The 11,678-nt window shown below is 54.9% G+C and carries 10 protein-coding genes; 3 read left to right on the top strand and 7 right to left on the bottom strand.

What is annotated here, in order from left to right; translation table 11 throughout:
* The first annotated feature begins 43 nt into the window (after nt 1–43).
* A complete protein-coding gene (locus ACI1V7_RS13425; RefSeq protein WP_404532248.1) occupies nt 44–988 on the top strand; it encodes an alpha/beta hydrolase in 945 nt (314 codons plus the stop codon).
* 179 nt (nt 989–1,167) lie between these two features.
* On the opposite strand, the gene ACI1V7_RS13420 is transcribed toward ACI1V7_RS13425, so the two are convergent.
* Complete coding sequence (locus ACI1V7_RS13420) at nt 1,168–1,899, bottom strand: transcriptional regulator (protein ID WP_404532247.1); 732 nt, start codon at nt 1,897–1,899, stop codon at nt 1,168–1,170.
* Between the two features lie 119 nt (nt 1,900–2,018).
* Between ACI1V7_RS13420 and ACI1V7_RS13415 the strand changes: the two genes are divergently transcribed.
* Nucleotides 2,019–3,524, top strand: a complete 1,506-nt coding sequence (locus ACI1V7_RS13415) for an amidase (protein ID WP_404532246.1) — start codon at nt 2,019–2,021, stop codon at nt 3,522–3,524.
* Between the two features lie 79 nt (nt 3,525–3,603).
* Here the strand turns inward: ACI1V7_RS13415 and ACI1V7_RS13410 are convergent, their stop codons facing one another.
* Nucleotides 3,604–4,254, bottom strand: coding sequence for a zinc ribbon domain-containing protein (locus tag ACI1V7_RS13410; RefSeq protein ID WP_404532245.1), 651 nt, complete (start codon nt 4,252–4,254; stop codon nt 3,604–3,606).
* A gap of 327 nt (nt 4,255–4,581) precedes the next feature.
* Between ACI1V7_RS13410 and ACI1V7_RS13405 the strand changes: the two genes are divergently transcribed.
* A complete protein-coding gene (locus ACI1V7_RS13405; RefSeq protein ID WP_404532244.1) occupies nt 4,582–4,818 on the top strand; it encodes a hypothetical protein in 237 nt (78 codons plus the stop codon).
* 360 nt (nt 4,819–5,178) lie between these two features.
* Here the strand turns inward: ACI1V7_RS13405 and ACI1V7_RS13400 are convergent, their stop codons facing one another.
* The 5 genes from ACI1V7_RS13400 to ACI1V7_RS13380 form a co-directional block, all read right to left on the bottom strand.
* On the bottom strand, nt 5,179–6,021 hold the full coding sequence (locus tag ACI1V7_RS13400; RefSeq protein WP_404532243.1) for a hypothetical protein: 843 nt from the start codon (nt 6,019–6,021) through the stop codon (nt 5,179–5,181).
* 512 nt (nt 6,022–6,533) lie between these two features.
* Nucleotides 6,534–7,007, bottom strand: a complete 474-nt coding sequence (locus ACI1V7_RS13395; protein ID WP_404532242.1) for a restriction endonuclease subunit S — start codon at nt 7,005–7,007, stop codon at nt 6,534–6,536.
* Entirely contained in the window at nt 7,004–8,965 is a 1,962-nt protein-coding gene (locus tag ACI1V7_RS13390) for an HsdM family class I SAM-dependent methyltransferase (RefSeq protein WP_404532241.1), read from the bottom strand. Before ACI1V7_RS13390 ends, ACI1V7_RS13395 begins: the two co-directional genes overlap by 4 nt.
* Nucleotides 8,966–9,307: 342 nt before the next feature.
* Nucleotides 9,308–9,823, bottom strand: coding sequence for a helix-turn-helix domain-containing protein (locus tag ACI1V7_RS13385; protein ID WP_404532240.1), 516 nt, complete (start codon nt 9,821–9,823; stop codon nt 9,308–9,310).
* A gap of 54 nt (nt 9,824–9,877) precedes the next feature.
* Nucleotides 9,878–11,602 (bottom strand): DUF6538 domain-containing protein, encoded by a 1,725-nt coding sequence (locus ACI1V7_RS13380; RefSeq protein WP_404532238.1) that lies wholly within the window; start codon nt 11,600–11,602, stop codon nt 9,878–9,880.
* Nucleotides 11,603–11,678: the final 76 nt, after the last annotated feature.

Raw genomic sequence — 11,678 nt, 5'->3', positions numbered from 1 at the left:
TTACCGCCTCGAGGACCCGACGATGAAACGATGGATCTGCTTCGTGCTGCTCGCAATGGCCTTTACTGCCGGCGCACAGGAACTACGCAACCGCCAGGACAGGGCTTGGGAACCCGGCGGCGCTGCCGTCCAGGTGCCGGTGTGGCCGAAAGCGCCGCCAGCGCCCTCCCCGTTCGACGGCCACGAAACCTACGGGAACGAGGACAAAAGGATCGCCGGCCGGCCCTATACGATGGTCGACCACGTGTCGCACCCGACCATGAGCATTTTTCGCGCGCGCGGCAAGGACACGGGGACGACGATCGTCGTCTTCCCCGGCGGCGGCTACCGCCGGCTGGCCATCGACCTGGAAGGCACCGAGGTATGCGACTGGCTCACGGCAAAAGGCATCACCTGCGTGGTCCTGAAATACCGCGTGCCGGGTTCGGGCCCATACTGGTCGGACGACTGCAATTGCCGCCGCATTCCGGATGCGCCCTACGCGCTGCAGGATGCGCAGCGGGCGATCGGACTGCTGCGTGCGCGGGCCAGGGAATTCGGCATCGATCCGCACAGGATCGGCGTGATGGGCTTTTCGGCGGGCGGGCATATGGTGGCGGAGATCAGCAACCATGCCGAGCGCGCTCATCGTCCCGTCGATGCCGCCGACCAAGAGAGCAGCCGGCCGGACTTCGCCATTGCCGTCTATCCGGGGCATTTGTGGGAAGGGCCGGGATTGACGCTGAACCCGGCCGTCAAGGTCCGCGCCGATGCGCCGCCGACGCTGATCGTGGCGGCGAGCGACGATCCGGTGGACGACATCCGGCACTCGCTCGTGTATTACCTGGCGCTGCAGCAGGCAAAAGTGCCCGTGGAGATGCACGTGTATGCGCATGGGGGGCATGCGTTCGGGGTGCGTAGGACGGCAGAGATCAGCACGCACTGGCCGGACGTGGCGGAGAAGTGGATGGGATCGATCGGCATGATGCCCGTTGCGACGCTTCGATGACCTGGCGTGTTTCTGACTGGTCGAGAGAATGGCACGCAATTCATGCTGCACTACCAGCCCGTCGTCCCGGCGAAGGCCGGGACCCAATATTGCATGCGCAGTGACGCAACCAACTTGGGCCCCTGCCTGCGCAGGGGCGACGGTCTTACTGCCGACGACGTAACTTCGTCAGATACTGCCTAGCGCCGCAACGCCGCAAACGCCGCCGGCTCCCACTCCCTCAGCGCCAGCAGCAAGCCGCTTCCGCGCCGCTTCGGCAACGGCGACGCCAGGCTCTCCTCGTGCAGCTCCGCGAACCTTGCCCGCAACTGGCGCAGCTCCGCCTGCATCCTTGCCAGCGCGCTTTCCGTCAGCATGGCGTGCGTGAAGGTCAGCGTCTCGTCCTGGCGCTCGAAGCGGCTGCCGAGGAAATCGTCGAGGCCCTCGGTGCGGAAGTACTGGCGGATCGGGCCGTCCGGCAGCCAGTCGAAATCGCGCGCCACGTTCAGGCGGATGCGGTTGCCGGGCATGAGGGCGATCAGGTGCAGGCGGTCCAGGTGCAGCAGCTTCTGCAGCGCTTCCGCCTCGGTGAGCTGGTAGACGCCGACCATGTCGGCCAGCGTCCAGTGGTTCAGCGCGCACACGGCGACGACCATCAGCTTGGTGTCCGACACGAGCTCCTTTTCCTGGGCCGGCGTGAGCGTGCGCAGGCGCGATTCCGTCACCGCCGCTTCCTGCGCCAGCTCCGCGAGCGTGAAGCCGAGCATATTGCTGACCTGGACGAGGCGGTCGACGCCCAGCGTGTCCGACGTCAGCAGGCGCTTGACGCTCGCCTCGGACAGGCGCAAGGTCGCGGCCACGTCGCGGTAGGTCTTGCCCTGCAATTTCAGCTGGCGCTTGATCGTGACGAGCAGTTGGTTGACTTCGGACATGGGGCCTCGGACGTCGATACGGAACGCTACGGTGGGGATCGTAGCATGCCCAGCCTTGCCGCGGCAGAGCCGCTGTGCCAAGATGCCCGCCAAACAAGGACAAGAACAGGCGGAGACACATGCATCACCAGGAATACCTGCGCCACGACGCGACCGCGCTCGCGCAACTGGTCGCGCGCGGCGACGTGACGAGCGCCCAACTGCTGGACCTGGCGCTGGCGCAGCAGCGGCGCGTCCACGGCGACGTCAACGCCGTCGTGCGCCTGATGGAGACCGAAGCACGCAAGCGCACCGCCGCACCGCTGGCAGGCCCGCTGGCCGGCGTACCCTTCCTGATCAAGGACGGCGTGCAGGATTATGCGGGCGTGGCCACGACCTACGGCAGCCGCGCCATGCAGCATTACGTGCCCACGCAGCACGCCCACGTGGTGCGGCGCTACCTGGAGGCGGGCCTCGTCATCTTCGGCAAGACGAACCTGCCCGAATTCGCGATCCGCGCCGTCACCGACCCCGCGCTGTTCGGCCGCGCCAACAATCCATGGGACCCGTCACGTACGCCGGGCGGATCGAGCGGCGGCGCGGCGGCGGCCGTGGCCGCGGGCATCGTGCCGATGGCGGCGGGGAACGACGGCGGCGGCTCCATCCGCATCCCGGCCGCCTGCTGCGGCCTGTTCGGACTGCGGCCGTCGCGCGGACGCGTGTCGTCCGGACCGGGCATCGGCGAAGTGTGGTTCGGCGCATCGAGCGAAGGCGTGCTGTCGCGCAGCGTGCGCGACACGGCGCTGGCGCTCGACGTGCTGCAGGGTGCGGAACCGGGCGATCCGTTCGTCATCGCGCCGCCATCGGCACCGTATGCGGACCTGATGCGGCGCGATCCGGGCCGGCTGCGCATCGGCTTTTCCAGCGCCTCGCCGATCGGCACGCAGGTGCACACCGAGGCCGTGGCGGCCGTACGCCATGCCGCGACGCTGCTGGTCAAGCTGGGACACGACGTCGAGGAAGCCGCCCCGCAGATCGACGGCGACGCGCTGGCCCGCAGCTACCTGCACCTGTACTTCGGGCAGATCCCGGCCGCGGTGGAGCGGGCAAAGGCGCTGGGCGCGAAGGAAGGCGACCTGGAACTGATGAACCGCATCCTGGTGACGCTGGGAGAGCATGTCTCGGCGCGCCGGCTGACGACGGAACTGAACCGCTGGAACGACTTCGCCCGCGCGCTGGGTGCCTACCACCAACGCTACGACGTCTTCCTGACGCCGACACTGGCTGCCCCGCCTGTCATGCACGGTACGGGCGACCCGTCGTCGTTCGAACAGGGCATGCTGGGCTTCCTGCAAAGCACGGGCATCCTGGGCGTGCTGGCGCGTCTGGGCCTGCTGGACAAGACGGTCGACCGCATCGCCACCGACAACCTGCGCGCGGTACCGTTCACGCAGCTGTCGAACCTGACGGGCACGCCGTCGATGAGCGTGCCGCTGTACTGGACGCCGGACGGCCTGCCGTTGGGCGTGCAATTCGTCGGTTCGTTCGGCAGCGAGGACAAGCTGCTGCAGCTGGCGCACCAGCTGGAACAGGCGCAGCCCTGGTTCGACAAGTTGGCACCGATCGCCCGTGGGGTGGACGGCTAAATCGAAGACGCGTCAAAGAACCGCATGCACCGTAGGATGGGCACCACGTGCCCATCATCCCCGCCAACACACCATCGGCTCACGCCTGCCGGTGGCCGCATTCCGTACAAAACTTGGTCCCCGGCTCCAGCATGGTCGGACACGCCTGGCACTGCACCTGCTGCGCCATCTTGAACCCGCACTCCGGGCAGAACTTGGCGCCATGCGTCTCCGTCCGGCACTGCGGGCACACGAGCTGCATCTCCTTGCGTACGTCGTGCCGCTGTCCGCGGCTCTGCCCTTCGTCATTGGCTCGCTGCGACGCGCTATAGACCTCGCCCTGCGCCCGCGAGCGCGTGATCGCCACCTGGACATTCGGCGCACAATCGAAGCACAAGCCATTCGCGCCATCGAAGCACTGTGCGCACACGTAATCGTGGCAATTCCCGCAGCGATTGAAATGCCGCTTGCCCTCCTCGACCGCCTCCTTGAATGCCGTATCGCGCGCGCTGTGCCAGCCGGCTTCCGCCATGCTGTTCAACACCGACCCGGCATTGCCGAGGATGCCGCCGAACAGGCTGGCGCCCTTCTGCAACCAGCCGCCGGCCTGGGCACTGCGATAGGGTTTGAACGCGGTGCGCCACCGGTCGCGGCAGCGCTCGCAATAGAACTCGAACTGGAAGCCGGCGTCGACGCCGGTGGAATTGCTGAGGTCCTGGACGTTACTGGCGAACTTGGTTTCGGTCGACATGTTCTTATTTTCCCCCGAGGAATTGTCGCGGGATTAAATCACGGCTGTTAAAAAACTGGCGCGCGGTGTCACCATGTATCTTGGTCGATCTCGTCGTGTGGCCGAAATTGTGCAGTTACTATCCGCACCAACGTGGATGAACCGGGAGATTCACCGTCGTGAAAAACCTGGTCGTCATCGTATTTGCCTGCACCTCCCAACGGCTGACGACCCGCTTTTGACCCGGTCTTCGCCCCATTGTTACAGTGCGAGAGAATCTATCGTACCCATCACGCTTACCCTGAAACTGCCGAACGTCCGGCCGACAAAAAGATCAGGGAGCCAATATTGTCAACGCTAGAGCTATTACTCGCATTCCAGTTGCGCAGTCTGGCCGCCGATCTGCGCAGCGCGGCGCGCGCGAATTTCTATGCCGGGATTTTCGATAACAGTGATGAGGCACAACGCCGTGAAAAGCTCGCCGAGTGGGATCGCGAACATCCTATCAACCGGTTCGTGCCCATGGCCCTCCAGGAAGTCGAAGAGGTTGCCGACCATGTGCGCGACCTGCTGCGGGATTCGTGATTCCTTTCACGAGCCGCCAGTGAGCGGTGCGATGCAGAATTTCCCCCTGCAGTGCCAGCGAGGCGTATCCGCAGGCCCAACAAAAAAGCCCTTGATTTACAAGGGCTTCTAGAAAAACTCTGGCGGAAGCGGTGAGATTCGAACTCTACCCGGAGAAGTCGCTTTAAAATCAGATACTTATGGTGCGAAGGAAACTGTATTTTGGCACACCTACTTGGCACACACAAGAGGTAAGCCTAGAGTACTAAAGCCAAGGGGGCGGCCGATCCGGCCGCCCCCTTGGTCCTGTACAGGAAATCAGGTTGTTAATCGTGTCCAAAACTGCTGTGAACGATGTCCTACAAGGTATAGTAACTAAGTTTATATTTTCAGAGCGACAGGCGCGCTGCAATTCTCCCAACATGCGCGTGTGCCCAGCTGGACGCGGACGAACTGTACACGTCTACTAAGCTCTAAACGCTTTTCCGGCGAAATATTTGCCCAGAGCACTTTCGCTACGTTCTGAATCCGGCGCTCGTGATTAAAGCGCCCGTCACATATGAACACCACACCGAGCAGTTTCCTTTGTGTACCATGAAAAAGAGTTTTACTTAAGGTCGCAATGCGCAAACATCGCGCAATCTCTGCGGAAGACTTAGCAGCGGACTCTACTTCTCCCCACCACAGACCTTCACCAAGCGTCTCTCCAAAAAGCAAATCTGGCAGCTTTCCAAATTGCCGCCTCAAGCCTTCGCTCCGAAAAATTTCAAGTCCTCCAGAAATTTTGTGTTCGCCGTAAACGATTTGGCCAGCCAGAACCGCCTCTATTCCAAAACGCGTCGCAATGCTACGGTGAATAAAAGTAGCGCCACTAATTGAGCAAAGGTCTAGGCCATGTCGCGCGTTGTAACCCAAGGCTTCGACATGCGCTGCGCCTCGGCGTGTTAGCACATAACTTTGGGTACCGACCGCATTAGCGCGGGCCAAGACGTGCCCGGCAATTTCTAGCTTACGGATAGCCCTATAGGCGAGTTGCACTGAATACTTTGCAGAGGGCCAAATTGCCCTTGCAATCTCAGCTACACGCAGATGCCCCCATTCTCCCAAGACAACCAAAATCTGGTCATACTTATTAGCAGTAGTAGCCTTCCGATGCAGAATGGCCGCTTTTTTGGGTTTAACAAATAGCGCAGCGATGACATCGCTATTAAGACTAAGTTTCATAAACCACCTCCTTGTGGAGTATAGAAACAGTCTAATAAGCGTGACTATCCTCTAGTCTTGCGCTAGTTACATTCGACTAACACCGAAAATCAAAAGCTGGTGACGTATGCTCTTCGGCGCCTAGGGGCGCACGCATACTCTTCCGCTGGACGCGTAAGCACCATTGAGGGTGGCAAGCCACCCGAGGCGCGCTGCCCCTCTCCCTCGCCGTCGGCTCACTCAAGGGGCGGCCACCTAACAGCGGAGACCACTACGCTCATCACGATGAGCTGCGTTAGGGCTGGACGCCCTTCTGCGCCGTTAGGTGGCCGCCCCTACGGTGCAGCGCGCGGGGCGTAGCCCCCCAAAGCATCAATACGGCTGGGGCCGTACCGACGAAAGGTGAGAACGCAATGCGTTCTCATTCGCCTTTGACGCTTCGGCTCCCCCCGGCCATCGCCTGGGAGCGATGGCCCTTCGGCCCACTTGGGCCTCTAGTTGCCCGCAGAACGGGCAACAAAATTCGTATTTCACTATTTAACTAAACTTCCTAAATACCCACTCCACTCTTTTGCTACATTTTCGAATGACTTATGCACCCAGTCAGGAATTTCCGAGACCGCTGGGATAGGAATATCTTTAAGCGTTCTATTTGCCTGTCGCCCGTAGTTATATCGGTATTTGTTCGCTCTAATACACATGCAATAATAAAGTTTTTGTTCAAGCGACAAATCAATGAGAGGACGCAAGAAGTACAAGTCTCGGCCAGAGTAAAACGGCTCCATCTGGACAAAAGTCTCAAGAACGGAACCTCCACCTGCTACAGTTAGCACTCCAGCTTCAATTGGCTCAACCTCTTTAATTTTTTGTACTTTCCCAGTAACACCGTTGTTTTTTGCAGAGCGGGAAACAAAATTGATGCCTTGAGGGTCTGGGATGCATCTATTCAACTCTAGGTTGACTCCATACCGCACATCAAAAAGTTCTGAAATTGGCACTAATTTCATTCTTCGACTCCACCTAAATTCTCTTCACCTTCTATTGCTTCGTTGAGTAAGCGACTCAGGAGGAAACGCTTTACCGTATGTTCGTATGTACCACGGCCCAAATGTGCGTAATCGGTTTCCAAATACGCTTCGGCGCACCACTCATCGGCTGCAGTTACGTGTTTGAGAACACTAGCACCTACTTGCACCTCATTGTTTCTAAACATCTCGACCCATCTATCCCTGATATGTTCCCATCGTGAATCAGGGTCGATTCTCCCACGGTGTCGAACTAGCGAGTATCCGTCATCTTTCCAATATCCGAACCATGTTTTTGTTTTACTCTTGGCATGAGGAATATGGGCAATAAACACCATGATGCAGGTAATTGTTCCGACCGGATAAAATAAAGAGTCTGGCATAGACATTACCGCTCGTAGCGTATGATGCTTCAATAACTCAGCCTTAGCGGGATGCGGCACTATTCCACACGACATAGGCATAATGGCTATGCCCGTTGCCCCTTCTGTCAAACAGTCGAGCATATGTTTAGTAAAATAAAGTTCATGCAAACTCGCGTCGTTTTGGGAGAACGGCGGATTCAGCATTCCTGTATCGCAGCCATGTTTTTTTAAGGCTTTTGTGATAGCCGAATCAAAACAAGAGCCTTGGTACAAGTTTGCTTTACCATCACCGCGCAGAATCATATTGCTAGCGGCCAGCGCAAACATATTTGGCTGCTGCTCAACGCCAACGAGACCAGAACTTTTAATCTTTCGCCGCTCTTCATCTGTTTGAGCATCGCGCATCATATGATGCATAGCAGAAATAAGGAATCCTCCAGTTCCAGCGCAAATATCTAAAACCTTGCTGTCTTTATTTACATTAGCGAGCAGGGCAAATAGCTCGGTAATATGTCTAGGCGTGAGAACAATTCCAAGCGTGCGCTTGTCACCACTGGTGTACTTTAGAAATTCACCATAGAATTGTCCGACGACATCAAAATCGTGGTAAACGCTAATAAAAGGCCAAACTCTCTCATTAAGCACTTTGACTAGCTCGTGCAGAATACCCTTAGGAAAAGCCTTTGTAGCGCGCCCAAGCTCGGGATGAACAGCAATACTAGAATATGGCTGAACCATATTATCTTTTTTTGCCGCCGGGATTTCTGCCGAACCGATTTCATCCCGAATAACCCGCATCCACTCGCGCTGAAGGTTTTCCGGCGAATGAGCATGATAAGAAAGCGAAAAAGCCGTATTTCTTAACGCGATAAGTGTACCGCTGACTAACAGAGGCTTTTCGCTTTCTGTGAGCTTCGCGTGGTCCCTCATGAATTCATGAAGTTCCTGTGCAAAACTCATGAGCTCAGTAAATCTCAGCTTCTGAACAGCTGGATTAAAAGAAGCATGTTCAACATAGTCCAGCCAAGGGATTACCTTCGTTACCTTCGCACCGTCTTTAGTAACAAGATACGTAGGGGTTTTCATTCCCTTAGTGTGCAGAAATGTGGATATTTTCAAGCTGCTTTCGGTTTGACCACTCGCCGCAATTGCAACGACGTTAAAATCCTTAGACAAATGGCGTGCGTAATGCAAAACCCCATCTACTGCGTATTTTTGAATACGCTTAGAATCTTCGTCGAATTCGTCTTGCGGCTTTTCATTAGTGCTAAAAATCTCGTTCAGATACGGGCTAATGTGCTCGACAGTATCCGCCTTACATTCAACGACAATAATAATGTCAGTGTTGGCAATATCGCTTATGATAAATTCTGGTGCGCCAGAGCCACCCTTGCCCGACTTACTTGCAGCTTTTAGCAACTTACGGATAGGTTCACAATTACTTTTTTGCTGCTCTACAGCAACGCTATTATCGTCGTTGTAGTAGCCTAGCGCCTGCAAAGCATCACGTATAAGATTTTCAGTCTCTCTTTCATTTTTGGACTTGGGCTGTATTTTAAGCGAAGATTGCGACATTTATTGCTATTCTCTTTACTAGTGGAGCAAACAAAAGTTTATGAACGAATGGTAACACTTCTGCGGCATTCAGGCAGTAAGAGCCGTTCCGTCGAGACAACCGCGAAGCGATTGTCTCGACGGGAAGAGGAAAACGCTAACGGTCTCAAGACGAGTCAAAATACGGCTCATTACGATAGTCTCATGGCGATACCAAAAGAAAGTAATACTTAATAAGAAAGTTTTATCAGAACAAAAAATAGAGAAAGGGGAGAAGTCTCATCATGAGACAATGTACTTTCTCCCCTTTCGGCTTACCAAGGGCAGCATGCGCTGCCTGGCGCACTCACAAAATCAGCAGTCTTAGCACTCATCAAGTTCCAGCATTAGAATTGCAAGCTCGTCCTCTGACAAGCTGTTGACTTCGGGTTCATCGTAGTTTTCGTATTGCTCAGCCTGTGTGTCAGGCGTTTCTCTCAGATTTGAAGGAACCGGCGTTGCTTGGGATTTCAGTTCACCACTTTCCTTACTAATGCGTTTAGCTTGCGCAATCAGCAACTCGTAATTGACGACCTTACGCTTTTTCTGGTCGGCGTAATGAATTCGCAACCAGCCTTTATCTTGAAGCGCTTTGGTAGCGCGCGAAACGTTGTTAGGCGTCATACCTGTCATACGTTCAAGCGTTTCCCTGGTCGGATTAACGATACCCTTAGCACCTCTGAATCGACACAGAGCCACAAAGATACGAAACTCTGCATGGCTCATCCCTGTGTCCCCGCCATGCCCGAGGAAACCAAGTGCTTCCGCTGGGACCTTTGCGAAGAGCGAGGATGGATAGAAGGGGTCGTTGGTTCGTTGAGTAAAACTAGGTTTAGTCATAGATAGCTCTTTAGGTTGAAGGCGAAATTGCCTGTGACCTATAGAGCCGGGAGTTTAGCCTTCACCAATCCATTGTGCAAAAGCCGGTGGCAAAACGACCTCCGGATAGCGAATTTTTTCTATATATGAAACAATTTTTGTAGGGTTATAACCTAAACCATAGTCTACTTCGCTTCCTTGAAGGCGTAAAACTAATTTATCTGCGTCACGTGGCAACTTCCGGCCAGTATAAAACTGTGATAACCCGGGCGGCCAGAGCCCAGAAGTCAATTGGACGTCACGAATCACATCCTCTACTGTGTGGCGAAATGAATGGTTTCCATAACCGTGACCCAAGCCCAAATGGTCACGCACTTGACGCAAGAATGCCTGTTCATATGAGCGCCCCCATTTTGGGTCTTTATCATTAGTGTCTGGGATTGCAGATTGAAATAATGGGGAGCCGACAGGATGTCGCGTTGCTACATCTTTAAGAAAACTTGCGAACCCAAGCTCTAATAAAATAGGATGAACCGGCACCGTTCGCTTCGCCGGTTCATTTTTGAGAGAGCGGTCAGCGCTAGCACTGGAAGCAGTATCTTTTAAGTCAAGTTGGAATGTCATCAACAGCACGTCACTTTCAATCCTAAAATCGTGACTGTGTAGCTGTACTACCTCCCTTACTCTCATACCATGGAATAGAGATATTAGCGGCCCCCAATATCGCATTGCCAAGTCTTCTTTGAGCTTACCAGTAAATCTTTTCGACGATGGGTTGTACCATTCCGAGGAAAATATAGCATTAAGGTGATTTGTCGTGTAGGGGAAACGAGGTTTCTTGCGCGATTCTGCTTCTTTGGCATTAAGACGCGGATTGATTTCCATGCCTAACACTGGATTCGGTTCAGACGTTAATGACAATGTTCGTGCAAGACCAAATATCTTCTTTAGGGTAATTTTTGCTCTGCCAAGCGTATATTCTTCTGACCAAGGGTCATCTGCACTTTGCAGACGAGACTCTAAAAAGCGATATATATTTCCGGGCAAAACCGATGCCAACGCAACATCCCCATTAAACTTAACAAACCTGTTCCAAATGCTAATATTAGTGGTAAGGACTTTCCGGTTGACCTTGCCTTGGTCATGGTTAGTGTAATGACTTACCATGGATGAAAGCAACGGGCGCTCATCGACACTAGGAAAATCTACAAACTCGCCAGCATTACGCTGTTTTATTATTGTGGACGCTGCTCTCTCAGCCTGAGCGAACTTTCGAACAAGTTGAGGAAAAAGCGGGTCAGTCACTTCCAATGAATATCCTAAATCTTCTGACCACTCAAGAATTACCTGAACGACACTTTCCCAACTTAAAGAATGCCGCCCTTGTGCAAGTACACTGCGCATTGACGCATCTGTCATTGAACAAAACTGTTCAATTTGAACGAGTTCGCTCTCTTCAAGGCCTTCTTCGTAACGCTCAGCATTATCGGTAAATGCCCACGAAGCTAAGCGCGCACCCGCAATCTGTTCAATCAAAGATGTGGACAACGTAACGTGTCGAAGAGCAATGTCAAGCACTGGTGCTCTTGCATTCTCACGAAGTTCTTGCCATTTTTCGCGGAACTCAGCCAGCACCCTTGCGGCGACCACCATGGCTTTTTTCCGGTCAGGCGTTCCAGTGGAGCGCTTAATCTCCCGCTGCAAGGCCGGATGAAGAGCTTGAATATCAGAAGGTACAACCAGTCGGACCTGCCAGTTTTGGCTGCGGCCGTCAGTACGGAGAAAGAGGTATTTTGGCACGTCGTCGTTTCGCTTTTTGGCACACATTTTTGGCACACCAAGTGCATCGAAAGCCTTGAATATACAGGCATTTCTT

Origin of the sequence: Massilia paldalensis, from assembly GCF_044901715.1 — a bacterium.
GTDB lineage: Bacteria > Pseudomonadota > Gammaproteobacteria > Burkholderiales > Burkholderiaceae_D > Telluria > Telluria paldalensis.
The sequence above is the reverse complement of the archived record's forward strand: the minus strand, read 5'-3'. Positions and strand labels throughout refer to the sequence as shown.

Bases quoted from the DNA above. Each gene is read 5' to 3' on its own strand.
- ACI1V7_RS13410 (WP_404532245.1), bottom strand. From the start codon at position 4,254: ATGTCGACCGAAACCAAGTTCGCCAGTAACGTCCAGGACCTCAGCAAT.
- ACI1V7_RS13390 (WP_404532241.1), bottom strand. From the start codon at position 8,965: ATGTCGCAATCTTCGCTTAAAATACAGCCCAAGTCCAAAAATGAAAGA.
- ACI1V7_RS13400 (WP_404532243.1), bottom strand. From the start codon at position 6,021: ATGAAACTTAGTCTTAATAGCGATGTCATCGCTGCGCTATTTGTTAAA.
- ACI1V7_RS13395 (WP_404532242.1), bottom strand. From the start codon at position 7,007: ATGAAATTAGTGCCAATTTCAGAACTTTTTGATGTGCGGTATGGAGTC.
- ACI1V7_RS13420 (WP_404532247.1), bottom strand. From the start codon at position 1,899: ATGTCCGAAGTCAACCAACTGCTCGTCACGATCAAGCGCCAGCTGAAA.
- ACI1V7_RS13385 (WP_404532240.1), bottom strand. From the start codon at position 9,823: ATGACTAAACCTAGTTTTACTCAACGAACCAACGACCCCTTCTATCCA.
- ACI1V7_RS13415 (WP_404532246.1), top strand. From the start codon at position 2,019: ATGCATCACCAGGAATACCTGCGCCACGACGCGACCGCGCTCGCGCAA.